General features: G+C 64.8%; 24 protein-coding genes. 12 read left to right on the top strand and 12 right to left on the bottom strand.

The window, feature by feature from the left end; genetic code table 11:
- Positions 1 to 755 precede the first annotated feature (755 nt).
- Entirely contained in the window at positions 756 to 1385 is a 630-nt protein-coding gene (locus D6B98_RS25830) for a glutathione S-transferase family protein (RefSeq protein ID WP_126259707.1), read from the bottom strand.
- 123 nt (positions 1386 to 1508) lie between these two features.
- Positions 1509 to 1811 (bottom strand): ArsR/SmtB family transcription factor, encoded by a 303-nt coding sequence (locus tag D6B98_RS25825; RefSeq protein WP_126259706.1) that lies wholly within the window; start codon positions 1809 to 1811, stop codon positions 1509 to 1511.
- A gap of 27 nt (positions 1812 to 1838) precedes the next feature.
- Between D6B98_RS25825 and D6B98_RS25820 the strand changes: the two genes are divergently transcribed.
- Together D6B98_RS25820 and D6B98_RS25815 are read left to right on the top strand one after the other, a co-directional pair.
- Positions 1839 to 2822: a threonine/serine dehydratase gene (locus tag D6B98_RS25820; RefSeq protein ID WP_126259705.1), complete on the top strand. Its 984-nt coding sequence runs from the start codon at positions 1839 to 1841 to the stop codon at positions 2820 to 2822.
- 11 nt (positions 2823 to 2833) lie between these two features.
- Positions 2834 to 3253, top strand: a complete 420-nt coding sequence (locus D6B98_RS25815; RefSeq protein ID WP_126259704.1) for a DUF6636 domain-containing protein — start codon at positions 2834 to 2836, stop codon at positions 3251 to 3253.
- 90 nt (positions 3254 to 3343) lie between these two features.
- Here the strand turns inward: D6B98_RS25815 and D6B98_RS25810 are convergent, their stop codons facing one another.
- The 9 genes from D6B98_RS25810 to D6B98_RS25770 form a co-directional block, all read right to left on the bottom strand.
- Positions 3344 to 3937: a GNAT family N-acetyltransferase gene (locus D6B98_RS25810; RefSeq protein ID WP_126259703.1), complete on the bottom strand. Its 594-nt coding sequence runs from the start codon at positions 3935 to 3937 to the stop codon at positions 3344 to 3346.
- Positions 3938 to 4124: 187 nt separating this feature from the next.
- A complete protein-coding gene (glpK, locus tag D6B98_RS25805; protein ID WP_126259702.1) occupies positions 4125 to 5627 on the bottom strand; it encodes a glycerol kinase GlpK in 1503 nt (500 codons plus the stop codon).
- Between the two features lie 283 nt (positions 5628 to 5910).
- Positions 5911 to 6318: an endonuclease domain-containing protein gene (locus D6B98_RS25800; protein WP_126259701.1), complete on the bottom strand. Its 408-nt coding sequence runs from the start codon at positions 6316 to 6318 to the stop codon at positions 5911 to 5913.
- A 130-nt stretch (positions 6319 to 6448) separates the two neighbouring features.
- Positions 6449 to 7222 carry an SDR family NAD(P)-dependent oxidoreductase gene (locus D6B98_RS25795; RefSeq protein ID WP_126259700.1) on the bottom strand — a complete coding sequence of 258 codons (774 nt, stop codon included), beginning with the start codon at positions 7220 to 7222 and terminating at the stop codon, positions 6449 to 6451.
- A gap of 145 nt (positions 7223 to 7367) precedes the next feature.
- Positions 7368 to 8510 (bottom strand): pimeloyl-CoA dehydrogenase small subunit, encoded by a 1143-nt coding sequence (pimD, locus tag D6B98_RS25790; RefSeq protein WP_126259699.1) that lies wholly within the window; start codon positions 8508 to 8510, stop codon positions 7368 to 7370.
- A 187-nt stretch (positions 8511 to 8697) separates the two neighbouring features.
- Positions 8698 to 9888: a pimeloyl-CoA dehydrogenase large subunit gene (gene pimC / locus D6B98_RS25785; protein ID WP_126259698.1), complete on the bottom strand. Its 1191-nt coding sequence runs from the start codon at positions 9886 to 9888 to the stop codon at positions 8698 to 8700.
- Between the two features lie 148 nt (positions 9889 to 10036).
- Positions 10037 to 11224, bottom strand: coding sequence for an acetyl-CoA C-acyltransferase (locus tag D6B98_RS25780; protein ID WP_126259697.1), 1188 nt, complete (start codon positions 11222 to 11224; stop codon positions 10037 to 10039).
- Positions 11221 to 12903 carry a dicarboxylate--CoA ligase PimA gene (gene pimA / locus D6B98_RS25775; RefSeq protein WP_126259807.1) on the bottom strand — a complete coding sequence of 561 codons (1683 nt, stop codon included), beginning with the start codon at positions 12901 to 12903 and terminating at the stop codon, positions 11221 to 11223. Before pimA ends, D6B98_RS25780 begins: the two co-directional genes overlap by 4 nt.
- A gap of 166 nt (positions 12904 to 13069) precedes the next feature.
- Positions 13070 to 15166, bottom strand: a complete 2097-nt coding sequence (locus tag D6B98_RS25770; protein WP_126259696.1) for a 3-hydroxyacyl-CoA dehydrogenase NAD-binding domain-containing protein — start codon at positions 15164 to 15166, stop codon at positions 13070 to 13072.
- Between the two features lie 130 nt (positions 15167 to 15296).
- Between D6B98_RS25770 and D6B98_RS25765 the strand changes: the two genes are divergently transcribed.
- From D6B98_RS25765 to D6B98_RS25740, 6 genes are all read left to right on the top strand, one after another.
- A complete protein-coding gene (locus tag D6B98_RS25765; RefSeq protein WP_164718863.1) occupies positions 15297 to 16163 on the top strand; it encodes an IclR family transcriptional regulator in 867 nt (288 codons plus the stop codon).
- 66 nt (positions 16164 to 16229) lie between these two features.
- On the top strand, positions 16230 to 17027 hold the full coding sequence (locus D6B98_RS25760; protein ID WP_126259694.1) for an ABC transporter ATP-binding protein: 798 nt from the start codon (positions 16230 to 16232) through the stop codon (positions 17025 to 17027).
- Positions 17024 to 17737, top strand: a complete 714-nt coding sequence (locus tag D6B98_RS25755) for an ABC transporter ATP-binding protein (RefSeq protein ID WP_035711291.1) — start codon at positions 17024 to 17026, stop codon at positions 17735 to 17737. The genes D6B98_RS25760 and D6B98_RS25755 overlap by 4 nt, the downstream gene beginning before the upstream one ends.
- A gap of 13 nt (positions 17738 to 17750) precedes the next feature.
- On the top strand, positions 17751 to 18629 hold the full coding sequence (locus D6B98_RS25750; RefSeq protein WP_126259693.1) for a branched-chain amino acid ABC transporter permease: 879 nt from the start codon (positions 17751 to 17753) through the stop codon (positions 18627 to 18629).
- Between the two features lie 2 nt (positions 18630 to 18631).
- Complete coding sequence (locus D6B98_RS25745; RefSeq protein ID WP_126259692.1) at positions 18632 to 19651, top strand: branched-chain amino acid ABC transporter permease; 1020 nt, start codon at positions 18632 to 18634, stop codon at positions 19649 to 19651.
- Positions 19652 to 19689: 38 nt separating this feature from the next.
- Entirely contained in the window at positions 19690 to 20925 is a 1236-nt protein-coding gene (locus tag D6B98_RS25740) for an ABC transporter substrate-binding protein (protein ID WP_126259691.1), read from the top strand.
- Here the strand turns inward: D6B98_RS25740 and D6B98_RS42000 are convergent.
- Positions 20900 to 20995 (bottom strand): MYXO-CTERM sorting domain-containing protein, encoded by a 96-nt coding sequence (locus D6B98_RS42000; protein WP_430644599.1) that lies wholly within the window; start codon positions 20993 to 20995, stop codon positions 20900 to 20902. The genes D6B98_RS25740 and D6B98_RS42000 overlap by 26 nt on opposite strands.
- Positions 20996 to 21042: 47 nt before the next feature.
- Between D6B98_RS42000 and D6B98_RS25735 the strand changes: the two genes are divergently transcribed.
- The 4 genes from D6B98_RS25735 to D6B98_RS25720 all read left to right on the top strand — a co-directional run bounded on the left by D6B98_RS25735 (position 21043) and on the right by D6B98_RS25720 (position 26629).
- Positions 21043 to 22269: an ABC transporter substrate-binding protein gene (locus D6B98_RS25735; protein WP_126259690.1), complete on the top strand. Its 1227-nt coding sequence runs from the start codon at positions 21043 to 21045 to the stop codon at positions 22267 to 22269.
- A gap of 258 nt (positions 22270 to 22527) precedes the next feature.
- Entirely contained in the window at positions 22528 to 23757 is a 1230-nt protein-coding gene (locus D6B98_RS25730) for an ABC transporter substrate-binding protein (RefSeq protein WP_126259689.1), read from the top strand.
- Positions 23758 to 23926: 169 nt separating this feature from the next.
- A complete protein-coding gene (locus tag D6B98_RS25725; protein ID WP_126259688.1) occupies positions 23927 to 25156 on the top strand; it encodes an ABC transporter substrate-binding protein in 1230 nt (409 codons plus the stop codon).
- Between the two features lie 189 nt (positions 25157 to 25345).
- Positions 25346 to 26629 (top strand): glycerate kinase type-2 family protein, encoded by a 1284-nt coding sequence (locus D6B98_RS25720; protein WP_126259687.1) that lies wholly within the window; start codon positions 25346 to 25348, stop codon positions 26627 to 26629.
- Positions 26630 to 26636: the final 7 nt, after the last annotated feature.

Genomic DNA, 26636 nt, shown 5'->3' with positions numbered 1-26636 from the left:
GTCTTTCCGCGGAGAGATTCTGGATTGCTTCGCGGAGCCTGTCATCGGGCCGCGCTGTGCGCGGACCCGTTGGCTCGCAATGACGGAGCAAGGGGCATGGGTATCGCGCCCGATTCACATTTCGACTTGCAGACACGCCTTCGCATCCTCGCGGCGCTTCCGCCCGAGCTTTGCTCTTCTCGTCACGCCCTCGATGAAAGGGCGCAGGGAAGGCCGGGCGCCGGCTGGCACCCGCTTGTCCGTCGTGCGATGAGAATGCACACGCAATGCACAACGGATGACAGGTGAAGCCGGAAACGTCCGGCCTTCCCTGCGCGATGTTTGACGACGTATGGCGCGCTCTCCCCGGAGACGAGTTCCTGCTTGCCTCCGTCACCCCGCGAATTGGCGGCGCACATCGCCCGGTCGGGCTCGTCGCGCCTCCGCAAGGCTTGGCTGTAGCAACGACAGCCAGGACCACGCGATTTGGCCGTACGCTTCAGTGCCGTTCGTCCGCACGCGCCGGGACCTCACGGGAGTTGATCCCGCCCTGCTCCGCCCCTCGTGCACGACGCTGCCGCGTCCACCGCTCCCCGATCCGCGGTTCGAAACGACGTACGACCGCCCCTTTCGCCGGATCAGGATGAGCGACACATACGCCGAAACCGAATTTCGGTAAAGCGGAATATTTAGGGCTGCGTCGATTGACCCAGCCCTCGTGTGTTTTGCCCGTCGGGCAACCCACGATCTTGTAGCTTGGGGCCGAGCACGGGGCCCTAACCCTTCGGCGGCGCCAGCGGCTGCACGATCTCCTTGAACGGTGCCAAGGCCTCACAGCGCTCGGCATGAGCCGCCAGCGCCGGATAGCGCGAGGCGTCGAACAGCTGCGGATGCGCTTCGCGGGTGAAGCGGACGACGCAGGCCACCGCGACGTCGGCGTGGCCGATCCGATCGCCCAGCCAGTACGGCGTTGCCACCTTCGCCCGCTCGGCTTCGAGCACCTTCAGCACGTCGCCGATCTGCGCCTGGCAGCGCTCGACCCACAGCGCGAGCTGCTCCTTCCGCAGCACGCGCTCGTAGAGCAGGCTCACCGCCTTGTCGCCGAGGCCGGAGGCGAGCGCGCAGATGCGCAGATGCTTGCGCCGCTCCGTGCCGCTGCGCGGCAGCATCGCCTTCGCCTCGCCGACACGCTCGTCGAGATAATCGAGAATGATCATGCTCTCGATCAGCGCCTCGCCGTCGTCGAGCACCAGGGTCGGCACGCGGCGCAGCGGGTTGTAGGGCGCGATCTTGTCGGCGTCGCCGAAGGTCGACCACGGCCTATGCTCGAAGGGAAGGCCGTAAAGCTTCAGCGCAATCGCGACGCGGCGGACGAAGGGGGAATCATATTGGCCGATCAGAAACATGGTTCTCGCTCTTCTCAATCGTTGAAACACGGCAGGGCCGATCAGTCTCCACGACCAGCTCGGTGCGGCGCAACAATTATCTCGGAAACGGCGCACGCCCGCAATGCCCTCACGCGCAACCCGTCAAAGCCCGTCCTGGATCGAGCGCTTGATCGCGGCGATGGCGGTCTCGTTGCGCTTGTACATCGTCCACTGCTTGATCCGCTTGGCGCGCACCAGCTTGGCTGATGTCAGCACCCGCATGTGCTCGCTCAATGTCGGCGCGCTGACGCCGAGCTTCTCGGCGATCAGCAAGCCGCAGACGCCGTCCTCGACCAGATCGCCATCGGCCTGCTCGCGGAAATGCTTTCGCGGATCCCGCAGCCATTCCAGGATCTGCAGGCGGCGTTCGTTGGCGAGCGCGCGCAAGGCGACGGCACATTTCATTTAGCCATTTTGCTAATTACCTAATTGATGTCAATGCTTCCTTGCGCTAGTCTGGACGACATCATGACAGCGACAATGGACATCACGCGGGAGCGGATTGCGGCGACCGAGGCGGTCATCCGTCCGCATATCAGGCGCACGCCCCTGGTTCAGGCCGATCTCGCCGATTTCGGCCTGCCGGCCGCGCCCGTCAAGTTCAAGCTCGAGATGCTGCAGCATTCCGGATCGTTCAAGGCGCGCGGCGCCTTCGCCAATCTGTTGCTGCGGCAGGTGCCGCAGGCCGGTGTCGTCGCCGCATCCGGCGGCAATCACGGCGCGGCGGTCGCCTATGCGGCGCAGCGGCTCGGCCTTCCCGCCACGATCTTCGTGCCCGACATCACCTCGCCGGCCAAGGCCGAGCGGATCAGGAATTATGGCGCCAAGCTCGTGATCGCGGGCAGCCGCTACGCCGATGCGCTCGCCGCAAGCGAGGCGCATGTCGCGCAGAGCGGCGCGCTGGCGGTCCATGCCTACGATCAGGCCGAAACCCTGCTCGGCCAGGGCAGCGTCGGACTGGAGCTGGAGCAGGATGCTCCCGGCATCGACACGCTGCTGGTGGCGGTCGGCGGCGGCGGACTGATCGGCGGCATTGCGGCCTGGTACGCCGGCAGGACGCGCATCGTCGCGGTCGAGCCGGAACAATCGCCAACCCTGCACGCTGCATTCGAGGCGGGCGCGCCGGTCGACGCGCCCGCTGGCGGCATCGCCGCCGACAGCCTGGCGCCGCGGCGCGTCGGCGAACTGATGTTTCCGGTCGCGCGCGCCCACGTCGAACGCGTCGTCCTGGTCAGCGACGATGCGATCCGGCAGGCCCAGGCCGCCCTGTGGTCGCACTTGCGCCTCGTCGCCGAGCCCGGCGGCGCAGCCGCCTTTGCCGCGGTGCTCTCCGGCCGCTATCGTCCGTCACCGAGCGAGCGCGTCGCCATTCTGGTCTGCGGCGCCAACACCAATGCGGTGAAGTTCGACAGCTGAGCGGGAATGACATGACGGGACCGCGCGGACTGATCCTGATATCGATCCTCTTGCCGATGATCGGTGCCGCCCATGCCCAGGACCGCCCGATCGGCTTTCTCACGCCCTCGCAGAACATCGCCTGCCAGTTCTTCACCGACAACGGTCAGGGCGTGCTCCGTTGCGACATCATGAACATGGAGAGCCGGCCGCGGCGGCCCGCCGATTGCGAGCTCGACTGGGGCCACGCCTTCGAGATGAGCGCGAAAGGCGCCGCGGGTCGCATCTGCGCCGGCGACACCGTGATGGATGCCTCGCTGCCGGTGCTGGCCTATGGCGAGGTGTGGCAGCGCGGAGGGTTCACGTGCCGGTCAGAGCAGACGGGGCTGACGTGTTTCAATGCGATGCAGCGGGGGTTTTCGCTGGCGCGCGGAAAGCAGGAGGTGTTTTGAGGAGTAGCCCGCATGAGCGGAGCGACATGCGGGGATTTTTTTGAGCGCTTCCCCGGATGTCGCTTCGCTCATCCGGGCTACGGCCGCGCACTACTCGATGATCGGCACATGCGGCGCCGCATCGCGCGGCGCGGTGCCGTCGAGGCGCGGATCGTCGGCGATCTCGATCTGACGGCGGAAGGCGCGGAAGCCGGAGCGCTGGTAGAACGCGACGGCGGAGGGATGATCGAGCGTGCAGGTGTGGACCCAGACGCGGCGGACGTCGCGCGACCAGGCGCGCTCCAGCGCGCGGTTCATCAGGAAGCGGGCGGCGCCGGTGCCGATCAAGGGTGCGGTGACGCCGAAATAGGTCAGCTCGCACTGGCCGGGCTCGCGGAAATCGAGCTCGAGCAGGCCTTCGTCGCGGCCGTCGGCGACCAGGGCGTAGACCTCGATGCCGGGTGCGTGGATGATTGCGGCGAGCTCGGCGTCGCTCATGCGGGCCCGCGAGAACCAGAGCCAGTCCTCGCCGACGCGGCGGAAGATGTCGCGGTACCAGAGGATCGCGGGCCTATCGACCTTGCGCAAGGTCCAGTTGCCGGGCGGATCGTCGCGGCGTGTCGGAGGCGCTGTCATCTCCAGATGGGTGACGACGGCGGCGATCTTGCCGGCGGGGACGTCGGAATAGCCGTCGGGGAGGATCATTCTTGTTCTTATTCCCGTTTCACGGCGCGCTATATGGAGATCGAACGGCAACGGGGGACGCCTCCGCGCCGTCATTGCGAGCGGAGCGAAGCAATCCAGAGCGCCTCCGCAGATGGCTTCTGGATTGCTTCGTCGCAAGGGCTCCTCGCAATGACACTGTGGAGGCAGCAGCGTAACCCATCGTGCTTTACTCCCCCTCGTCGCTCGCCAGCACGCCCTTCACCGCGCGCGCCCAGCCCGCGAGCTTCCGCTCGCGCGTCGCCTGGCTCATGTTCGGCTTGAAGCGGTGCTCAAGGCGCCAATTGTCGGCGAACTTGGTCGGCTCGGGATAGACGCCGGCGTTGAGGCCGGCGAGATAGGCGGCTCCTAACGCGGTGGTCTCCTGGATCACGGGGCGGTCGACCGGTGCATCGAGCAGATCGGCGAGACGCTGCATGGTCCAGTCGGACGCCGTCATGCCGCCATCGACGCGGAGCACGACGCTGGCGGTTTCGGAGCTCGGCCAGTCCGCCCGCATCGCGGCCCAGAGATCGAAGGTCTGGTAGCAGACGCTTTCCAGCGCAGCGTGGGCGAGCTCGGCGGGGCCGGTGTTGCGGGTGAGGCCGAACAGCGCGCCGCGCACGCGCGGATTCCAATAGGGCGCGCCCATGCCGACAAAGGCGGGGACGAGATAGACGCTCTGCATGGAGTCGGACTGGTCGGCAAGAGGTCCGGTCTCGGCGGCGTGCTTGATGATGCCGAGACCGTCGCGCAGCCATTGCACCGCGCTGCCGGCGACGAAGATCGAGCCTTCGAGCGCATAGGTGCGCTTGCCGTCGAGCTGGTAGGCGACCGTGGTGAGCAGCTTGTTCTTGGAGACGACCGGCGTGGTGCCGGTGTTGAGCAGCGCGAAGCAGCCGGTGCCGTAGGTGGACTTCATCATGCCCGGGCGGAAGCAGGCCTGGCCGATGGTGGCGGCCTGCTGGTCGCCGGCGATGCCTGAGATGGCGATCGCGCCGCCGAACAGATCGGGCGTGCTCTCGCCGAAGCGGGCGGAGGAATCCTTCACCTCGGGCAGCATCGAGCGCGGCACGCCGATGATCTCCAGCAGCTCGTCGTCCCACTGGCCGGTGTGGATGTTGAACAGCAGCGTGCGCGAGGCGTTGGTGGCGTCGGTGGCGTGCACCTTGCCGCCGGTGAGGCGCCAGAGCAGGTAACAATCGACGGTGCCGAACATCAATTCGCCGCGCGCCGCGCGGGCGCGGGCGCCGGGGACGTGGTCGAGGATCCAGGCAACCTTGGTGCCGGAGAAATAGGGATCGATGATCAGGCCGGTCTTCCTGGAGATCACCGGCTCGCGGCCCTCTGCCTTGAGTTTCGCGCAGATGTCGGCGGTGCGGCGGTCCTGCCAGACGATGGCACGATGCACGGCCTGGCCAGTGGCGCGGTCCCACACCACCGTGGTCTCGCGCTGGTTGGTGATGCCGATCGCGGCGATGTCCTTCGCACTGATGCCGGCCTGCTCGATCGCCTCGCGGCAGACCATCACGGTCGAGGTCCAGATGTCCTCCGGCTCGTGCTCGACCCAGCCCGAGGCCGGGAAATGCTGCGGAAACTCCTGTTGCGCCTTGGCGGCGATGGAAATATCGCCGCGAAACAAGATGGCGCGCGAGGAGGTGGTGCCCTGGTCGATGGCGAGGACGAAAGACATGGCGGCTTACCTTGGCATTTTTCTTGGCGTTTCCCATGGGGGGATCATTGTGTCGCGCCAAAGGGAGCGGATTGGAGGCGGAAGGTCAAGGCGGCTCTCCTCTTACCCTCCCCTGGAGGGGGAGGGTCGACTCACATTGAGCGCAGCGAAATGTGAGACGGGGTGGGGTGACGGTCTCTCGACATCGCATAGTGCCCGTGCGGAGAGATCACCCCACCCCGCTCGCGCTACGCGCGATCGACCCTCCCCCTCCAGGGGAGGGTAAGAAACGGCAGAGCCCAGCTCAGGTTGACGTTTTTCGCTTGCGCCGGTGCGCGAGATGCATGGTTTCTGCCTCGCGCGATCCGTACAGTTCGATATAGATGCGTTCGAGCACGGCGGTCAGATCGGCCATGATCTCCGAGTTCCAGAACCGGACAACGCGATAGCCTTCGTTTTCGAGCCAGCGTTGGCGTTCGAGATCACGTTTGGCCGTCTCGTCCTCGTTGTGGTGGCCACCATCGAGCTCGATGATGAGGCGTTTGGCTGGGCAGCAGAAGTCGACGACATAGCGACCGATCGGCGCCTGCCGGCGGAAGTGCGAGCCTTCGAGCGGGAGCTCCTTGAGGGCACGCCACAGGATGCGCTCGTGAGGCGTCGTATTCGCTCTCAGCTTCCTTGCGGCGGCGCGTCGGATTGACGTTGAGACCATTGCTGCGGCTTCACCCCACCCCGCTCGCGCGTTTGCGCGAGCGACCCACGGGCGAGCTACGCTCGTCCCGGACCCCTCAGGGGAGGGTAAGGGAAGCGCAGCGTCGGTGCAATTAAAAGTCGTGAGAGGGCTACACCGCCGCCGTCGTGACGCCGCCGTCGATGACGATGGTCTGTCCGGTCATGAAGCTCGATGCGTCCGAGGCGAGGTAGGCGACGGCGCCGGCGATTTCGTCGGGCTCGCCGATGCGGCGGAGCGGGGTGGTGGCGGTGCGGCGCTTCAGATTGGCTTCGTCTTCCCAGAGTGCGCGGGCGAAGTCGGTCTTGACGAGGCCCGGCGCGATGCAATTGACGCGAACGCCTTTCGGGCCCCATTCGCCGGCGAGCGAGCGGCACAGCGCGAAATCGGCGGCCTTGGAGATGCCGTAGGCTCCGATCACGGTGGAGCCGCGCAGGCCGCCGATCGAGGAGATGATGATGACGGAGCCGTTGCCGCGCTGCGCCATCTGCGGGATCGCGAGCGCGGAGAGCCAGATGTTGCTCTTGACGTTCGAGCCCATGATCTTATCGAAGGCCTCATCCGTGATGTCGAGCAGCGGGCCGTAATACGGATTCACCGCGGCGTTGCAGACCAGGATGTCGATCTTGCCGTAATGCTTCGTCGCACCCGCGATCAGCGCCTCGACCTCGGCCTTGCGGGCGATGTTGCAGGGGACGACGATGGCGTCACCGCCGGACGCGATGATGCCGTCGGCGACCTCCTTGCAGGCCTCGGCCTTGCGCGAGGACACCACGACCTTGGCTCCTAACTTTGCCAGCAATTCGGCAGAGGAGCGGCCGATGCCGCGGCTGGAGCCGGTGACGACCGCGACCTTGCCGGTGAGATCGAACGGGGTGTTTTTCATTGGGGGCTCCCTCTCTCTTTCGTCATTCCGGGGCGCCACTTGGCGCGAGCCCGGAATCCATTTCACCGCGCGTGATGCCGCCCGATGGATCCCGGGTTCGCGCTACGCGCGCCCCGGGATGACAGTCGTGTGGTCTAGATCAAACTCAAACCAACCCGCCGCCATCGGCGACGCGGCGCTGGTGGTAGTCGGTGTCGCCGAAGGTGTTCTCGATCATGGTGAGGCGCTTGAAGTAATGGCCGATCTTGGCCTCCATGGTCATGCCGATGCCGCCGTGAAGCTGGATCGACTGCTGGCCGACGAACTTCAGCGACTTGCCGATCTGCACCTTGGCCGCGGCGATCGCATTGCTGCGCTCCTTGGCATTCTCGAAATCGTTCGCCATGGTGGCGAACATCGACATCGAGCGCGCCTGCTCGGTGGCGACGAACATGTCGGAGGCGCGGTGCTGCAGCGACTGGAACGAGCCGATCGCGACGCCGAACTGCTTGCGCGTCTTGATGTACTCGACCGTGGTCTTGAGCGATTCGTCCATCAGCCCGACCGCCTCGGCGCAGAGCGCGACGCGGGCTTCGTCCACCACGCGCTCGATCAGCGCCAGCGAATCCTCGGGATTGCCGAGCACGGCGTCCGGGCCGACCTCGACACCGGTGAAGGTGATGTCGGCGGCGTGCAGGCCGTCCTGGGTCGGATAGCCCTTCCTGGCGACGCCCTTGGCATTCGCCGGCACCAGGAACACGCCGATGCCGGACGGGTCGCGGCGCTCGCCCTTGGTGCGCGCGGTGACGACGAGCGTGTCGGCATTCTCGCCGTTGAGCACGACGAACTTCTCGCCGTCGATGACCCAACCATCGCCCTTCTTCTTCGCCGTGGTCGAGACGTCGAACAGATCGTAGCGCGAATTCTTCTCGAGCTGGGCAAACGCCAGCGTCTTGCTGCCGTCGATGATCGACGGGACATGCGCGGCCTTCTGCGCATCGGTGCCGGCATGGCGCAGGAAGCCGCCGCCGATCACCACGGTCGCCAGATACGGCTCGAGCACCAGCGCCTTGCCGAGCGCTTCCATCACGATCATGGTCTCCACGCCGCCGCCGCCGAAGCCGCCGTCGGCCTCTGCGAAGGGCAAGCCGAGCAGGCCTTGCTCGGCGAGCTTGAGCCAGACCGTTTTGCTCCAGCCGCCCTTCTCCGCCATGTACTTCTTGCGCTGCTCGAAATCGTAGGAATCGGTCAGCAGGCCGTCGACGCTTTCCTTGAGAAGCCGCTGCTCCTCGGACAGATCAAAATCCATGTCTCTCTCCAAATCGGCGGGAATTGCCCTGCCGTCGCCTCACCCTCGGATGTCATCCCCGCCTTGTGCGCAATTGCGCACCGGGGCGGGGATCCAGTAAACGCAGGCGCTGGCGGGACTCACGATCGCCGCGGCGTACTGGGTCCCCCGCCTTCGCGGGGGACGACAGCGTTCTGTATTCAATCAATCACAGCCCCAGCACCGCCTTGGCGATGATGTTGCGCTGGATCTCGTTGGAGCCGCCGTAGATCGAGACCTTGCGGTTGTTGAAGTAGCTCGGCGCGATCTGGGCGGTCCAGTCCATGGCTTCGTTCGAGCCGTCATCGCCGTGCACGTCGTAGGGCGCGGCGAACGGGCCGATCACTTCCATGAGCAGCTCGGTGGTGGTCTGCTGGATCTCGGAGCCCTTGATCTTCAGCACCGAGGAGGCCGGATTGGGCTTGCCCTTGCCGTGCTTGCCCTCGTCGGCGACGACACGGAGCTGCGTCAGCTCGAGCGCCTTCAGCTCGATCTCGCACGCCGCCAGCTTCTCGCGGAACGCGGCGTCCTGGATGATCGGCTTGCCGCCGGATTCGACCTTGCCGGCGAGATCGCGGATACGGCGCAGTCGCTCCTTGGAGACGCCGACGCGCGCGATGCCCGTGCGTTCGTTGCCGAGCAGGAACTTGGCGTAGTCCCAGCCCTTGTTCTCCTCGCCGATCAGATTTTCAATGGGCACCTCGACGTCGTCGAAGAACACCTCGTTGACCTCGGCACCGCCGTCGATGGTCTGGATCGGGCGCACGGTGACGCCCTTCGACTTCATCGAGAACACGATGAAGGAGATGCCCATCTGCTTCTTGGCGTTGTTGTCGGTGCGGCAGAGGCAGAAGATCATGTCGGCGTGCTGGGCGAGCGTGGTCCAGGTCTTCTGGCCGTTGATGATCCACTTGTCGCCCTTGCGCTCGGCCTTGGTCTTCAGCGAGGCGAGGTCGGAGCCGGAGCCGGGCTCGGAGAAGCCCTGGCACCACCAATCGTCGACATTGGCGATGCGCGGCAGGTACTTCTTCTTCTGCTCCTCGTTGCCGAAGGTGTAGATGACGGGGCCGACCATGCTGACGCCGAAGGCGAGCGGCTGCGGCGCGGGATGCGCCTGCAGCTCCTCATTGAAGATATAATGCTGCACGGGCGTCCACCCGGTGCCGCCATATTCCTTCGGCCAGTGGCTGACGCCCCAGCCCTTCTTGTTGAGGATGCGCCACCACGTCACCATCTCGTCCTTCGAGAGATGACGGCCCTCGACCATCTTGCGCCGCGTATCCGGCGGCACGTTGTCGCGGAAGAACTGCCGCACTTCCTCGCGAAACGCCTGCTCTTCCTTCGTGAATGCGAGATCCATCGGATCCTCCTGTGAACGTTTTTTTCTTACCAAACCCGCCGTCATTCCGGGATGCGCCGTAAGGCGCAGGCCCGGAATCCATATCCCCGACTTGTGGTTATGGATTCCGGGCTCGCCGCTTCGCGGCGCCCCGGAATGACAGAAACATTTACTGCAGCACCTCGAACAAGCCCGCCGCGCCCATGCCGCCGCCGACGCACATGGTGACGACGGCGTATTTTGCCTTGCGGCGGCGGCCCTCGATCAGGGCGTGACCGGTGAGGCGCGCGCCCGACATGCCGTAGGGATGGCCGACCGCGATAGCGCCGCCGTCGACGTTGATCTTGTCGGGGTCGATGCCGAGCTTGTCGCGGCAATACAGCACCTGCACCGCGAAGGCTTCGTTGAGCTCCCACAGGCCGATGTCGTCGACGGTGAGGCCGTGGCGCTTGAGCAGGCGCGGCACGGCGAAGACCGGGCCGATGCCCATCTCGTCCGGCTCGCAGCCGGCGGAGACGAAGCCGCGGAAGATGCCAAGCGGCTTGAGGCCGCGCTTGGAAGCTTCCTTGTCGCTCATGATCACCGAGGCGCTGGCGCCGTCGGAGAGCTGGCTGGCATTGCCGGCGGTGATCGAGAAACCCTCGCCGCGCACGGGTTTGAGGCCGGCAAGGCCTTCGAGCGTGGTTTCGGGACGCGGGCCCTCGTCCTGCGACAGCGTGACGTCCTTCATCGACACCGCGCCGGTCGCCTTGTCGGTGACCGCCATCTGCGTCGTGATCGGCGCGATCTCCTCCTTGAACTTGCCGCCCTGCTGGGCCGCCGCGGTGCGGCGCTGGCTCTCCAGCGAATACTCGTCCTGCTTCTCGCGCGAGATGCCGTAGCGCTTGGCGACGACCTCCGCCGTGTCGATCATGGGCATGTAGACCTCGCCCTTGATCTTGAGCACCGCCGGGTCCTGGGCGTGGAAGCCGTTCATCTTGTCGTTCTGCACGAGGCTGATCGACTCGCCGCCGCCGCCGACCGCGATCTCGACGCCGTCGAAGAGCACCGACCGCGCGGCGAGCGCAATCGCCTGCAGGCCCGAGGCGCATTGCCGGTCGATGGTGGTGCCGGCGACGGTGACGGGAAGGCCGGCGCGCAGCAGCGCCTTGCGCGCGATATTGCCGCCGGTCGCGCCCTGCTGGAGGGCGGCGCCCATCACGACGTCCTCGATCTCCTTCGGATCGACCTTGGCGCGCGCGACGGCTTCGCCGATGGCGTGGCCGAGCAAGGTTGCGCCCTCGGTGGCGTTGAGCGCGCCGCGATAGGCCTTGCCGATCGGGGTGCGGGCGGTGGAAACGATGACGGCGTCGGTCAAGAACGACCTCCTGATGCTGCTTTCGTGGATTGTGACGGTTTCTGCTGCTGGCGCAATTCGTGGCGCGACAATTTTCCGACCGGCGTGCGCGGCAGATCGTCGACGAACTCGACCGCGGCCGGCAATTCGTGCTTGCCGAGCTTGCCAGTGAGCTGAGTGCGCAGCTCGTCGAGCGAGAACGGCTTTGCGCCCGGCTTCAGCTTTATGAAGGCTTTGGCGGCCTCGCCCCGATAGGGGTCGGGGATGCCGAGCACGATCACCTCGTGCACGCCTGGAATGGTGTAGATCGCCTGCTCGATCATCTGCGGATAGACGTTGAAGCCGCCGGAGATGATCATGTCCTTCTTGCGGTCGACCAGGAAGAAATAGCCGTCGGCGTCGACATAGCCGATGTCGCCGGTGAGGAAACGGCCGTCGACGAAGGCGTCGGTGGATCCGTCCGGCTTGTTCCAATAGCCCTTGGTGACGTTCGGGCCCTTGATGCGGATCTCGCCGACCTCGCCGGGCGGAAGCACGCGCCTGGGATCGTCCAGCGCGACGACGTCGAGCTCGATGCCGGGCAGCATCAGGCCGATCGAGCCGGGCTTCTCGGGACCGTCAGGCGGATGGCCGGTGCCGGGCGAGCAGGTCTCCGTCATGCCCCAGCCGCTCTTCAGCTTCTTGCCGACCTTGCGCTCGAAGAAGCTCGCGATCTCCACCGGCAGCGGCGCGCCGCCGGAGCCGATGGTGACGAGCGAGGAGAAGTCGCGCTTGTCGAGGTCGGGAAGCGCCGCGATCGCGATCCACATCGTCGGCACGCCCGGAAAGTACGTCGCGCGCTTGACCTCGATGTCGCGCATCACGGCTTCGACGTCAAAACGCTGATGGAGCGAGATCAGGTTGCCGCGGCTGAGCGAGGACAACAGCACCACGGTGAGCGCGTAGATGTGGAACAGCGGCAGCACGCAGATCACGCGCTCGATCACGTCGCCGCGCGCGGCGCGCCCCGGCTTGCCCCAGACGTCGTAGATCGACACGGCGGAGGTGAGGTTGCCGTGGGTCAGCATGGCGCCCTTGGGCAGGCCGGTGGTGCCGCCGGTATATTGCAGCAGCGCGACGTCATCGGCCGTCAAGGACGGCCATTGCGCGGGCGCTGTCGCGCCCTCGACGAAGGCCTTGAAGGTGACGATGCGGGGATCATCGGGGATCGCCGCCTGCGGCGTGCCGACCTTGCCCCAAGCGTCGTCCTCGCAGACGACCAGGCGGTCGATCAGCCCCTTCTCCAGGAATTTCAGCGCGGTCGGCAGCAGCGCGGCCAGGTTCGACGTGACGAGCAGGCGCGAGCCGGAGTCGGAGACCTTGTGCGTCAGCGCGATCTCGCCGTCGAGCGGCGAGAGGTGCGCGACACGGGCACCCGCCTTCAGCGCACCGAAGAAATTGACGGGATGGTCCGGCGTGTTGCCGAGGAACAGCGCGACGGAAGAGTTCCTGCCGCAGCCGGCGCGCAGGAACGCCGCAGCCGCCCGCTCGGCCTGGGCTGCGAGCTGAGTGTAGGTGATCGGACGGTCCCGGAACTCCAACGCGGTGCGCGGGCCGTAATCGGCGGCAGCCTTCGACAGCAGGTCGGGCAACGTGCCCTGGACGATCGGATCGTCCCACCGCACGCCCTCGGGGTAAAACTGTTCGCCGGGATGGGTCATTGTCTGCATCACACTCGGTCGTCATTCCGGGGCGATGCGAAGCATCGAACCCGGAATCCATCGGGCAACACACTCGAAGGCGAAATGGATTCCGGGCCTGGCCCTGCGGGCCATCTACGTTGCGCAATTGCGCAACGGAGAATGACGCCGAGAGTGCAAGCCCCCATCAGGCCGCTTTCGACGCCGCGGCGAGCGAGGCGAAGGTCTTGCCTTCCGCCGCGAGCTTCTTCAGCAGCGGCGCGGGCTCGAGGCTCGGATCGTTGGTCTCCTTGGCGTAGTAGGAGAGCCGATCGGCGATGTGCTTGAGGCCGACGCTGTCGGCCCAGAACATCGGGCCGCCGCGGTAGATCGGCCAGCCATAGCCGTAGAGCCAGACCACGTCGATGTCGGACGGACGTGCCGCGATGCCCTCTTCCAGGATCTTCGCGCCCTCGTTGATCATCGGATACATCATGCGCTCGAGGATCTCCTCGTCGCTGACGACGCGCTTCTTGCGGCCGAGGCGGGCAAGCGTCTCGTCGATCAGCTTCTCGACCTCGGGATCGGGCAGCGGCGCGCGGGAGCCGGCTTCATACTTGTAGTAGCCCTTGCCGGTCTTCTGGCCGAAGCGGCCGGCTTCGCACAGCGCATCCGCGATCTCCGACTTGATGCCGCGGTCCTTGCGCGAGCGCCAGCCGATGTCGAGGCCGGCGAGATCGCCCATCGCGAACGGTCCCATCGGCATGCCGAATTTTGTCACGACGGCATCGACCTGCTGCGGCAAGGCTCCCTCGAACAAGAGCTTTTCCGACTGCTTGCCGCGCTGGGCCAGCATGCGGTTGCCGACGAAGCCGTCGCAGACGCCGACCACTGCCGGCACCTTTGCGATCTTGCGCGCGATGTTGACGGCCGTCACGAGGGCGTCCGGCGCGGTCTTGTCGGCACGCACGATCTCGCACAGCTTCATGACGTTGGCCGGCGAGAAGAAGTGCATGCCGAGCACGTCCTGCGGACGCTTGGTCGACTTCGCGATCTCGTCGATGTTCAGGTACGAGGTGTTGGAGGCGAGCACGGCGCCCTGCTTGGCGTACTGGTCGAGCTTGCCGAACACCTCCTTCTTCACCGCCATGGTCTCGAACACGGCTTCGATGACGAGGTCGGCATCGCCGACATTCTCGATGCCGACGACGCCGTTGATCAGCGCCATGCGCTTGGCGGGCGCGTCTGCCGGGATGCCGCCGCGCGCCGCGGTCGCTTCCCAGTTCTTCTGCATGATGCCCATGCCGCGCTTGAGCTGCTCCTCGGCGGTCTCGATCAGGGTGACGGGGATGCCGGCATTGGCAAAGGACATCGCGATGCCGCCGCCCATGGTGCCGGCGCCGAGGATGGCGACGCGGTTCACGGGACGCGACTTGGTGCCTTCAGGAACGCCGGCGATCTTGGCGGCCTCGCGCTCGGCAAAGAAGGCGTAGCGCTGCGCCTTGGACTGGTCGCTGGCGACGAGCTTCAGGAAGCCCTCGCGCTCCTTCTTCAGACCTTCGTCAAAGGGTAGGTCAATGGCGTAGCCCACGGCGTCGGCGGCGGCGAACGGCGCCTCCAGGCCGCGCGACTTCTTGGTCATGGCGGCGACCGCATTGGTGAAGATCGAGCGGTCGGCCTTGGCGGCCGCGATCTTGGAATCGTCGTCGCGCAGACGCCGCAGCGGACGCTTCTCCGCGATGAGCTTGCGCACGAAAGCTTCGCCGCCCGATGCCGGTCCCTCGATGATCTCCTCGATCAGGCCGTTCTTGAGCGCTTCCGCGGCACCGATGGGATCGCCGCCGACGATCATCTTGACCGCGAGCTCAGGACCCACCGCGCGGGGCAGGCGCTGGGTGCCGCCGGCGCCCGGCAGCAGACCCAGCTTCACCTCGGGCAGGCCGAGCTTGGCCTCCTTCACCGCGACGCGGAAATGACAGGCGAGCGCGACCTCGAGGCCACCGCCGAGCGCCGTGCCGTGGATCGCAGCGACCACCGGCTTCGGCGAGTTCTCGATCTCGGACAGCACGTCGTTGAGGGCGGGCGGCTTCGGCGGCTTGCCGAACTCGGTGATGTCGGCGCCGGCGATGAAGGTGCGGCCGGCGCAGGTCAGCACGATGCCCTTGATGGCGGGATCGGCGATTGCCGCCTTGATGCACTCCAGGATGCCACCGCGGACCGCGGCACTCAGCGCGTTGACCGGCGGGCTGTCGACCGTGACGATGCCGATCTCGTCATGACGCTCAAGCTTGACCACTTCGCTCACGGTGTTCCCTCCTTGGTGGGGATTGCTTTTGTTCGATTTCGCGGTGCGGAATTTAATTCCGCATCTTGACGGCAGGGTTATTTTGAAGCACGGACGTTGTCAACGACTCCGCGCAAGAAGCAGATCAGGGATGAAGCGTACAGGAAAGAAGACAGCGACCGATCGGAATTTCGTCGTCGCGCTTTCCCGCGGACTGGACGTATTGCGAGCATTCCACCCGAACGACGGCCTTCTCGGCAATCAGGAGATCGCGGCGCGCACCAATTTGCCGAAGCCGACGGTGTCGCGGCTGACTTACACGCTGACCAAGCTGGGTTATCTCGCGCCGGTTCCCCGCTTCGAGAAGTACCAGCTCACACCCGCCGCGATGTCGCTCGGCTACGCCGCGCTCGCCAATCTCGGCGTTCGGCATTTGTCCGAGCCGTTCCGCGAGGAAGTGATGCGCGCGACCGGCGGCGCCGTCGCGGTCGGCGGCCGCGACCGTCACAGCATGATCTATTTCGGGCAAAGCCGCGGCAGCGAGACGGTCGGCGTTCAACTTGACGTCGGCTCCCGCGTGCCGATCGCAACCAGTGCGATGGGCCGTGCCTATTTCTGGGCGCTCGACGACGCCGACCGCGCGGAGTTGTCGCGTCTGTTGCGCGAACACTACGGCAGCCGCTGGGCAAAGATGCGCGACGGGCTGGAACGCTCCGGCGAAACCGTCGCGAAATACGGCTTTGCGATTTCGGTCGGCGACTGGCACGACGACATCGGCGCCGCCGGCGTTGCGCTCAAGCTCAACGACGGAACCGGACCTTACGCATTCAATTGCGGCGCCCCCGCATTCCGCTTCACGGAAGAGCGTTTGATCAACGACATTGGACCGCGTCTCTTGGCGATGGTAAGGAACATCGAAGCGGCGCTCGGGGGTCTGATGCCGCATTCCAAAAAAGACGTCAGCAAAAAGCTGAAATCAGGAGGAAAAGTTGCGCGTGTGCCCGAGGGGATCAGATAGCCTTTTTCATCGGCGGGAGCGGTTCGCATCGCCCCTTCGCTCACCGAACGACGTGAGCGAGACGAGATGACGCAGGCACAGCTCGCGCAGGGGACATCGCCCCTGCTCGCGGTTCGCGACGTCAGCGTCGTGTTCGGCGGTATCATCGCGCTCAACGGCGTGTCCTTTGACATGCACAAGGGCCAGATCCTCGGCTTGATCGGCCCCAACGGTGCCGGCAAGACCACGCTGTTCAACTGTCTGTCCCGGCTGTATCAGCCCTCGTCCGGCGATATCCTGATGGATGGCGTAAGCATCCTGACGCGGCCGCCGCACCGGATCGCCGAGATCGGCATCGGCCGCACCTTCCAGAACGTGGCGCTGTTTCCGAACCTCTCGGTGATGGACAACGTTCGCGTCGGAACGCACGCCCGGACCTCCAGCGACATCATCAGCGACTCGCTGCGCCTGGCCTGGATTCGCCGCAGCGAAACCGACGTCAACAAGAAGGTGCACGAGATCCTCGCCTATCTCGACCTCGAGGACGTCGCCCACACCGTCGTCTCCGGCCTGCCCTTCGGCACGCAGAAGCGCGTCGAGCTGGCGCGCGCGCTCGCGGCCGATCCGAAGATCCTGCTGCTCGACGAGCCCGCCGGCGGCCTCAATCACGAGGAAGTCCATGTGCTCGGCGACCTGATCCGCCGCATCCGCGACGAGCGCCACATGACCGTGCTGCTGGTCGAGCACCACATGGGCCTCGTGATGTCGATCGCCGACCACGTGGTTGCACTGAACTTCGGCAAGAAGCTCGCGGAAGGCACGCCCGCCCAGGTGCAGGCAGACCCCGACGTCATCAAGGCCTATCTCGGGAGCAAGGACCAATGACGACACTGCTCAACGTCAAGGACCTGCGCGCCTATTACGGCCAGGTCCAGGCGCTCCACGGCCTGTCCTTCTCGCTCAACGAAGGCTCGCTGACGACGCTCTTGGGCGCCAACGGCGCCGGCAAGACCACCACGCTGCGCGCGATCTGCAACATGGTGCGCTCGACCGGCGGCATCGAGTTCGACGGCAAGCCGCTGAACAACCGCTCCACCGAGAGCATCGTGCGGTTCGGCATCGCCCATGTGCCGCAGGGCCGCGGCACCTTCACCACCATGACGGTGGAGGAGAACCTCCAGCTCGGGGCCATCACCCGGAAGGACAGCGCCGGCATCGTCTCCGACATCGAGCGCATGTATGCGCATTTCCCGGTGCTGAAGCAGCGCCACACCCAGCAGGCCGGCACGCTCTCCGGCGGCGAGCAGCAGATGCTTGCGGTCGCCCGCGCCCTGATGCTGCGGCCGCGGCTGATGCTGCTGGACGAGCCGTCCTTCGGCCTCGCGCCGCTGGTGGTGCGCGACCTGTTCGGCATTCTCGGCAAGATCAATCGCGAGGACAAGGTCTCGATCCTGGTGGTCGAGCAGAACGCCCAGCTCGCGCTCGAGCTCGCCGACCAGGCCTATGTGATCGAGACCGGCCGCATCGTGATGTCAGGCAAGGCCAAGGACATCGCGAACAACGAAGAAATCCGCAAATCCTATCTGGGTTACTGAGGGAGCCGGGACAATGGAACTGTTTACCAACCAGGTCCTGGCCGGCATCGCCACGGGCGCGATCTACGCCTGCATGGCGCTGGCCGTGGTGATGATCTACCAGGCCATCGATCATCTCAACTTCGCGCAAGGCGAGATGGCGATGTTCTCGACCTTCATCTCCTGGCAGCTGATGCAATGGGGCCTGTCCTATTGGGCCGCCTTCCTGATCACGCTGGCATTCTCCTTCGTCGCCGGAATTGCGATCGAGCGCATCCTGTTCAAGCCGCTGGCGAAAGCGCCGGTGCTGACCAACGTCGCCGGCTTCATCGCGCTGTTTGCGATCATCAACTCCTCGGCCGGCCTGATCTGGGACTTCACCATCAAGCAATACCCGACCCCGTTCGGCTCCTCGCCGTTCCTGGGCAGCCAGCTGATCTCGACCCACCAGGCCGGCATGATCGGCGTCACCGTGCTGCTGCTGCTCGGCCTCTACTTCTTCTTCCAGTACACGCGGATCGGTCTGGCGATGCGCGCGGCGGCCTCGGTGCCTGAATCGGCCCGCCTCGTCGGCATCAACACGAGCTGGATGATCGCGCTCGGCTGGGGCATGGCGACCGCGATCGGCTCGATCGCCGGCATGCTGATCGCACCGGTGGTGTTCCTGGAGCCCAACATGATGGGCGGCGTGCTGATCTACGGCTTCGCCGCCGCGGTGCTCGGCGGACTGTCGAGCCCGTTCGGCGCCGTGGTCGGCGGCTTCCTGGTCGGCGTCTTCGAGAACCTCGCCGGAACCTACATCCCCGGCGTCGGCAACGAGCTGAAACTCCCGATCGCGCTCGCGCTGATCATCTCCGTCCTGGTCGTCAAACCCGCTGGCCTGTTCGGCCGGCACATCGTCAAGCGAGTTTGATCATGAGCGCTGCAGAAGAAGTCGTTGCAGAAGGCCACCAGGCGGTCGAGGCCGTTCCGAAGCGGGCGATGACGCTGGGCACCGGCACCTCGCTGCTGGTGCTGGCGGTGCTGTTGCTCGTGCCGGTGTTCGTCAAGAACTTCATCATCTTCCAGATGACGATGCTCCTGATCTACGGGCTGGCCGTGCTGGCGCTGAACATCCTGACCGGCGGCTCCGGCCAGTTCTCGCTCGGCCAGAGCGCGTTCTACGCCGTCGGCGCCTATACGTCGGCGGTGCTGATGGAGTACTTCAACGTCAACTACGCGCTGACAATTCCGGTTTCCGCGGCGGTCTGCTTCGGATTCGGTTACCTGTTCGGCAAGCCGGCGCTGAGGCTGTCGGGCGTCTATCTCGCGCTCGCGACCTTCGCGCTCGCCACCGCGATGCCGCAGCTGCTGAAGCTGAACTTCCTCGAGCACTGGACTGGCGGCGTGCAGGGCCTCGTCGTCACCAAGCCGGACGCGCCGTTCGGCCTGCCGATGTCGCAGGACATGTGGCTGTACTATTTCACGCTGATCGTGACGGTCGCGATCTACGTCTTCTCGGTCAACCTGCTGCGCTCCCGCTCCGGCCGCGCCTTCATGGCGATCCGCGACAACGAGATCGCGGCCTCCTCGATGGGTGTCAACGTCGCCCTGTACAAGACGCTGGCCTTCGGCGTGTCCGCCGGCATCACCGGCGTCGCCGGCTCGCTCGGCGCCATCGCGGTGCAGTTCGTGGCGCCCGACAGCTACACCATCACGCTGGCGATCTCGCTGTTCCTCGGCATGGTCGTCGGCGGCGTCGGCTGGCTGCCCGGCTCGTTCGTCGGCGCGGCCTTCATCATCTTCGTGCCGAACATGGCGGAAAGCATCTCCAAGGGCCTTTCCGGCGCGGTGTTCGGCGTGCTGCTGTTCCTGGTCATCTACCTCGTGCCGCATGGCGCAAGGCAGATCGCGATCCTGGGCCAGCAATTCGCCGGCAAGCTCAGAAGAAACTGAAACACTCGAAGACTGTTGTTTAAACCAAGGAGACCGAATTGCGATTTGGAAGAACACTGCGAGCCGCCGCGCTGGTCACGGCAACGGCGGCCATTGCCCTCACCTCCGGCGCTGCACTCGCCCAAAAGAAATACGACACCGGCGCGTCCGATACCGAGATCAAGATCGGCAACATCATGCCGTACAGCGGTCCGGCATCGGCCTACGGCATCATCGGCAAGACCGAGGAAGCCTATTTCCGGATGATCAACGACAAGGGCGGCATCAACGGCCGCAAGATCAACTTCGTCACCTATGACGACGCCTATTCGCCGCCGAAGGCGGTCGAGCAGGTGCGCAAGCTCGTCGAGAGCGACGAGGTGCTGGCCGTGTTCAACCCGCTCGGCACGCCCTCGAACAGCGCCATCCAGAAATATCTCAACGCCAAGAAGATTCCGCAGCTGTTCGTCGCCACCGGCGCCACCAAGTGGAACGATCCGAAGAACTTCCCCTGGACCATCGGCTGGCAGCCCTCCTACCAGAGCGAAGCCCAGATCTATGCCAAATGGCTGATGAAGGAAAAGCCCGACGCCAAGGTCGCGATCCTCTATCAGAACGACGATTTCGGCAAAGACTACCTCAAGGGCACCAAGGACGGCCTCGGCGCCAAGGCCTCGTCCATGATCGTCATGGAAGAGAGCTATGAGGTTTCGGAGCCGTCGGTCGACGGCCACATCGTCAAGATCAAGGCCGCCAATCCCGACGTGCTCCTGATCTATGCGACGCCGAAGTTCGCGGCCCAGACCATCAAGAAGACGGCCGAGCTCACCTGGAAGCCGCTGCAGATCCTCACCAACGTGTCGATCTCGGTCGGCAGCGTGATGAAGCCGGCCGGATTCGATGCCGCGCAGGGCGTGCTGTCGGCGGCCTATGCCAAGGACTCCACCGACCCGCAATGGGCCAACGATCCCGGCATGAAGAAGTGGAATGAGTTCGTCGACAAGTACATGCCCGGCGCCGACAAGACCGACACCGCCATGGTCTACGGCTACGGTGCAGCCTCGACCCTGGCCAAGGTCCTGGAACTGTGCGGCGACGATCTGACCCGCGCCAATCTGATGAAGCAGGCGGCTTCGTTGAAGGATTTTGCGCCGGACACGCTCCTGCCCGGCGTCAAGATCAACACCGGCCCCACCGACTTCGCCCCGATTTCGCAGCTCCAGATGCAGCGGTTCAAGGGTGAGAAGTGGGAACTGTTCGGTGAGATCATCAGCGGCGACGTCGCCTCCGAGTGACACGCTGACCTAATAGTCCGAGCCCAAGAAGCCCCCACGAGCGATCGCGGGGGCTTTTTGTTGACGTCACGCGTCAATCTTGTTCAATGCGGCGATCCAACTCGGGGTGGGAGAATGATGACTGCCGTTCGATGTCAGGTTGTGGCGCTTCTGGTCGCAGTCGCATTGTGCACTGCAATGGGCAGCCCGGCACTGGCGCGGAACAATTACGACACCGGCGCCTCCGATACCGAGATCAAGATCGGCAACATCATGCCCTATAGCGGCCCTGCTTCGGCCTATGCCGCGATCGGCAAGGTCGAGGAAGCCTATTTCAACAAGATCAATGCCGAGGGCGGCGTCAACGGCCGCAAGATCAGGCTCATCTCCTACGACGACGCCTATTCGCCGCCGAAGACGGTGGAGCAGGCGCGCAAGCTGGTCGAGAGCGACGGGGTGCTCCTGATCTTCGGCTCGCTCGGCACCTCCACCAACAGCGCCATCCGCAAATACATGAACGAGAAGAAGGTGCCGCAATTGTTCGTCGCGAGCGGAGCCTCGAAGTGGAACGACCCGAAGCAATATCCCTGGACCATGGGCTGGCAGCCGAGCTACGCCAGCGAGGCGCGCATCTATGCCAAGTACATCATGAAGGAGAAGCCGGACGGAAAGATCGGCGTGCTCTACCAGAACGATGATTTCGGCAAGGACTATCTGAAGGGGTTGAAGGACGGCCTCGGCGCCAAAGCCTCGATGATCGTGCTGCAGGAGTCCTACGATACCTCCGAGCCCACGATCGACGAGCACGTCGTGAAGCTGAAGGCCTCGGGCGCCGACGTCTTCATCAGCATCACCACCCCGAAATTCGCCGCGCAGGCGATCAAGAAGGCGGCGGAGATCAACTGGCATCCGGTCCACATCATCTCCAACGTCTCGGCCTCCGTCGGCGGCGTGATCGAACCGGCCGGCCTCGAGATATCCCAAGGCGTCCTGTCGGCGACCTACATGAAGGACGGCTCCGATCCGCAGTGGAATGCCGATGACGGCATGAAGAGGTTCTATAACTTCCTCGCGAAGTACGATCCCAAAGCCAACAAGCTCGAGGCCGGCGTCGTGTTCGGCTATGCCGCCGCGCAGACCATGGTGAAGGTGCTGCAGATGTGCGGCGACGATCTCACCCGCGAGAACGTCATGAAGCAGGCGGCTTCCTTGAAGGATTTCGAACCCGACACGCTGCTGCCCGGCATCAAGATCAACACCGCGCCGGACAATTTCGCCCCGATCGAGCAGTTGCAGATGATGCGCTTCAAGGGCCGGAAATGGGAGCTGTTCGGCGACGTCATCTCCAGCGAGATGGGACATTGAAGCCCTACAAGGGAACAGTTTAAAATAGTTCATATTTTACAGCACAACCTCTGCGCAGCTGAGCAACGACCCGCTTCATCTCGCCCGCCGGAATATTCCGCATCCCCTCGAAAAAGAAGCACCTCGCCGCGACGCCGGCGGCGGGTGTCGTCCTTGCTGGGCGCCTGAGAAGGGTATTCAATGCGTGTCAGAGCGGCGCGCAATGATCGCTCCCAACAAGAACAATCGACACATTCAAACCGAACTAGGGAGAGCAAGATGCCTGCAATGCATGTGCGATTGGGGGCCTTCTCGGCCGCCCTCGTGCTGACTGCCACTCTGTCCACGACAGCGTTCGCGCAGAAGAAATACGACACCGGCGCATCCGACACCGAAATCAAGATCGGCAATATCATGCCCTACAGCGGGCCGGCCTCCGCCTACGGCGTGATCGGCAAGACCGAGGAGGCGTATTTCCGCAAGATCAACGCCGAAGGCGGCATCAACGGCCGCAAGATCAACTTCGTCAGCTATGACGACGGCTACTCGCCGCCCAAAACCGTGGAGCAGGCGCGCAAGCTGGTCGAGAGCGACGAGGTGCTGCTGATCTTCAATTCGCTCGGTACGCCGCCGAACACGGCGATCCAGAAATACCTGAACCAGAAGAAGGTGCCTCAGCTGTTCGTCGCCACTGGCGCCACCAAGTGGAACGACCCGCAGAACTTCCCCTGGACGATGGGATGGCAGCCGAACTACCAGAGCGAGACGATCATCTACGCGAAGTATATCCTGAAGAACAAACCCGACGCCAAGATCGCGGTGCTGTATCAGAACGACGATTACGGCAAGGACTATCTGAAGGGCTTCAAGGACGGACTCGGCGCCAAGGCGGCCTCGATGATTGTCATCGAGGACAGCTATGAAGTCTCCGAACCGACCATCGATTCGCACATCGTGAGATTGAAGGCCACGGGCGCCGACGTCTTCATCAACATCACCACGCCGAAATTCGCGGCGCAGGCGATCAAGAAGAACGCCGAACTCGGCTGGAAGCCGCTGCATTTCCTCAACAACGTCTCGGCCAATATCGGGAGCGTCATCAAGCCGGCCGGCTTCGAGGCCGCGCAGGACATCATCTCCTCTGCGTACTTCAAGGATCCGACCGATCCGCAATGGAAGAATGATGCTGCGATGAAGGCGTGGAACGAATTCCTGGACAAATACTATCCCGAGGCCAACCGGGCCGACGGGGCGGTGATGTACGGCTTCATCGTGTCTCAGGGCATGGTGCAGGTACTCAAAGCATGCGGCGACAATCTGTCACGTGAGAATGTCATGAAGCAGGCGGCCAGCCTCAGGGACTTCGAACCTGTTGGCCTGCTGCCGGGCGTGAAGGTTAACACCAGTGCCAGCGACTTCGCCCCGATCTCCCAATTGCAGCTGCAGCGATTGAAGGGCGAGACATGGGAACTGTTCGGCGACGTCATTAGCAGCGACGCCGGCGGTTGAAGAGGCCGGCCGGCACCAATGGCTACTAAAGAAGCAAGCCCCGCGGCCCTGCCCGCGGGGCTTTTCCTTGAAGCTTTCGAGCAAATCGTATTGAATTGCGACCGCGTCACCAAGAACCATCAAGCCAAGAACAAGGACGCACACACCAAGAAAAAACAGGGAGATTGGAATGCCTGCTGTCACCGGCAAAATTGCTGCTGCGTCACTGGCGCTTGCGCTCTTTGCGGCTACGACATCCACCGCGTCAGCCCAGAAAAAATACGATACCGGCGCGACCGATACCGAGATCAAGATCGGCAACATCATGCCCTACAGCGGACCGGCCTCCGCCTACGGCGTCATCGGGCGGACCGAAGCCGCCTATTTCAAGAAGGTCAATGACGAGGGCGGCATCAACGGCCGCAAGATCAATTTCGTCTCCTACGACGACGCCTATTCGCCGCCGAAGACGGTGGAGCAGGCGCGCAAGCTGGTCGAGAGCGATGAAGTGCTGCTCGTATTCAACTCGCTCGGTACGCCGCCGAACTCGGCGATCCAGAAATACATGAACTCGAAGAAGGTGCCGCAGCTGTTCGTCGCGACCGGCGCCACCAAGTGGAACGATCCGCAGAATTTCCCCTGGACGATGGGCTGGCAACCCAACTACCAGAGCGAGACGCAGATCTACGCGAAGTACATCATGAAGGCCATGCCGAACGCCAAGATCGGCGTGCTCTACCAGAACGACGACTACGGCAAGGACTACCTGAAGGGTTTGAAGGACGGCCTCGGCGCCAAGGCCGCGAGCATGATCGTGCTCGAGGAAAGCTACGAGACGTCGGAGCCGACGATCGACAATCACATCGTCAAGCTGAAGGCGACCGGCGCCGACGTCTTCATCAACATCACCACGCCCAAGTTCGCGGCGCAGGCGATCAAGAAGATCTCCGAAATCGGCTGGAAGCCGACCCACTTCCTCAACAACGTCTCGGCCTCGGTCGGCAGCGTGATCAAGCCCGCCGGCTTCGAGAATTCGCAGGACATCATCTCGGCCGCCTATCTGAAGGACGTATCCGACCCGCAGTGGAAGGACGACGCCGGCATGAAAGCCTTCCTGGAGTTCATGACGAAGTACTTCCCTGAAGGCGACAAGCTCGACGGCGGCACCATCGTCGGCTACGGCGTGGCGCAGACCCTGGTGGAAGTGCTGAAGAAGTGTGGCGACGACCTCACGCGCGCGAACGTCATGAAGCAGGCGGCGAGCCTGAAGGACTTCCGCACCGAAGTGCTGCTGCCCGGCATCAAGATCAACACCGGCCCGAACGACTTCGCACCGATCAGCTCGCTTCAGCTCATGAAGTTCAAGGGCGAGAAGTGGGACCTGTTCGGCGACGTGATCAGCGCCGACGCCGGCGGCTAGCCCGCGCGACTTGCCAATGCCACGCCCCCTGCGCCGACCGCGCAGGGGGCTTTTGCTTGCGCGCCGATCATGATGACGCGATTGCACAATCGAATAATGGCAGTGGCCGCTTACGCTTTTGCGCCTGATGCGATAGGCATGTGAGCGGCGTGACCGCCAGCTTGTTCCGTCTGCTCAAGGCCTTTCGTGATGACCGATCGACGCCCCCTGCTCCGCGCACTCTATGACGCCGCCGTCGCCGCCGCCCATCCTAATGTGGTGCTGGCGCCGCACTTGCCGCCCGCGCCCCAAGGACGCGTGGTCTGCCTCGCCGCCGGCAAGGGCGCTGGCGCCATGGCCGCGGCGGCCGAGCGGCACTATCTCGACACGCTCCAGCTCGCGCCCGAACGCCTCGTCGGCATCGCCACCACGCGCCACGGCTACGGCGTGCCGACGCGCCGCATCCGCGTGGTCGAAGCCGGTCATCCCGTGCCGGACGAAGCCGGCCTGAAGGGCGCCGCCGACACGCTCGCGCTCGCAGGCGAGGCCGGGCCGGACGATCTGCTCCTGGTGCTGCTCACCGGCGGCGGCTCCGCCAACTGGATCGCGCCGGTGGACGGCATCAGCTTCGCGCAGAAGCAGGCGGTCAACAAGGCGCTGCTGCGCTCGGGCGCGCCGATCGGCGAGATGAATATTGTCCGGAAACATCTGTCGCGGATCAAGGGCGGCCGGCTGGCGCGCGCCGGCAAGAATGCCGCCGAGATCGTGACGCTCGCGATCTCGGACGTGCCGCATGACGATCCTTCCGCAATCGCCTCCGGCCCGACCGTGCCCGATCCGACCACACTGGCGGACGCACGCGCCATCGTCGCGAAATACAAGCTCGGCATCGACGATGCCGTCCGCCGCGCGCTCGACGATCCCGCCAACGAAAGCTGCAAGCCCGACGATGCCGCCTTCGCGCGCGCGCGTTTCGAACTGATCGCGCGGCCCAAGCAGTCGCTCGACGCCGCGGTGAAGCTCGCGCGCGATTCCGGCTACGAGACCATCGACCTCGGCGCCGACCTCGAGGGCGAGGCGCGCGAGGTTGCCGCCGCGCACGCCAGACTGGCGCTGGACGCGCGCGCGCAAGGCAGGCGCCTTGCGATCCTCTCCGGCGGCGAGCTCACGGTGACCGTGCGCGGCCAGGGGCGCGGCGGGCCGAACCAGGAATACGCGCTGGCGCTGGCCAACCTGCTCAAAGACACGCCGGACGTTTCGGCGCTGGCAGGGGATACCGACGGCGCCGACGGCGGTGCCGGTCACCCCACCGACCCCGCCGGGGCGCTGGTCGACGCGGCGACATTCGCCAAGATGAAGGCGCAGGGGCTGAAGCCGCAGGAATATCTGGACAACAACGACGCCACCGCGTTCTTCGAGGCCACCGGCGACCTGCTGCTGCCGGGTCCGACGCTGACCAACGTCAATGACATCAGGGTCATCCTGGTGGATTAGGCTCGTC

The organism is Bradyrhizobium sp. LVM 105, assembly GCF_003957705.1.
Lineage (GTDB): Bacteria > Pseudomonadota > Alphaproteobacteria > Rhizobiales > Xanthobacteraceae > Bradyrhizobium > Bradyrhizobium frederickii.
The sequence above is the reverse complement of the archived record's forward strand: the minus strand, read 5'-3'. Positions and strand labels throughout refer to the sequence as shown.

Excerpts from the sequence above, each read along its gene's own strand:
- D6B98_RS25760 (WP_126259694.1), top strand. The coding sequence starts at position 16,230 with ATGACGCAGGCACAGCTCGCGCAGGGGACATCGCCCCTGCTCGCGGTT.
- D6B98_RS25745 (WP_126259692.1), top strand. The coding sequence starts at position 18,632 with ATGAGCGCTGCAGAAGAAGTCGTTGCAGAAGGCCACCAGGCGGTCGAG.
- pimA (WP_126259807.1), bottom strand. The coding sequence starts at position 12,903 with ATGACCCATCCCGGCGAACAGTTTTACCCCGAGGGCGTGCGGTGGGAC.
- pimD (WP_126259699.1), bottom strand. The coding sequence starts at position 8,510 with ATGGATTTTGATCTGTCCGAGGAGCAGCGGCTTCTCAAGGAAAGCGTC.
- D6B98_RS25755 (WP_035711291.1), top strand. The coding sequence starts at position 17,024 with ATGACGACACTGCTCAACGTCAAGGACCTGCGCGCCTATTACGGCCAG.
- D6B98_RS25820 (WP_126259705.1), top strand. The coding sequence starts at position 1,839 with ATGTCAATGCTTCCTTGCGCTAGTCTGGACGACATCATGACAGCGACA.
- D6B98_RS25725 (WP_126259688.1), top strand. The coding sequence starts at position 23,927 with ATGCCTGCTGTCACCGGCAAAATTGCTGCTGCGTCACTGGCGCTTGCG.
- pimC (WP_126259698.1), bottom strand. The coding sequence starts at position 9,888 with ATGGATCTCGCATTCACGAAGGAAGAGCAGGCGTTTCGCGAGGAAGTG.
- D6B98_RS25765 (WP_164718863.1), top strand. The coding sequence starts at position 15,297 with ATGAAGCGTACAGGAAAGAAGACAGCGACCGATCGGAATTTCGTCGTC.
- D6B98_RS25825 (WP_126259706.1), bottom strand. The coding sequence starts at position 1,811 with ATGAAATGTGCCGTCGCCTTGCGCGCGCTCGCCAACGAACGCCGCCTG.
- D6B98_RS25730 (WP_126259689.1), top strand. The coding sequence starts at position 22,528 with ATGCCTGCAATGCATGTGCGATTGGGGGCCTTCTCGGCCGCCCTCGTG.
- D6B98_RS25815 (WP_126259704.1), top strand. The coding sequence starts at position 2,834 with ATGACGGGACCGCGCGGACTGATCCTGATATCGATCCTCTTGCCGATG.
- D6B98_RS25735 (WP_126259690.1), top strand. The coding sequence starts at position 21,043 with ATGACTGCCGTTCGATGTCAGGTTGTGGCGCTTCTGGTCGCAGTCGCA.
- D6B98_RS25750 (WP_126259693.1), top strand. The coding sequence starts at position 17,751 with ATGGAACTGTTTACCAACCAGGTCCTGGCCGGCATCGCCACGGGCGCG.
- glpK (WP_126259702.1), bottom strand. The coding sequence starts at position 5,627 with ATGTCTTTCGTCCTCGCCATCGACCAGGGCACCACCTCCTCGCGCGCC.
- D6B98_RS25720 (WP_126259687.1), top strand. The coding sequence starts at position 25,346 with ATGACCGATCGACGCCCCCTGCTCCGCGCACTCTATGACGCCGCCGTC.
- D6B98_RS25800 (WP_126259701.1), bottom strand. The coding sequence starts at position 6,318 with ATGGTCTCAACGTCAATCCGACGCGCCGCCGCAAGGAAGCTGAGAGCG.
- D6B98_RS25810 (WP_126259703.1), bottom strand. The coding sequence starts at position 3,937 with ATGATCCTCCCCGACGGCTATTCCGACGTCCCCGCCGGCAAGATCGCC.
- D6B98_RS25795 (WP_126259700.1), bottom strand. The coding sequence starts at position 7,222 with ATGAAAAACACCCCGTTCGATCTCACCGGCAAGGTCGCGGTCGTCACC.
- D6B98_RS25830 (WP_126259707.1), bottom strand. The coding sequence starts at position 1,385 with ATGTTTCTGATCGGCCAATATGATTCCCCCTTCGTCCGCCGCGTCGCG.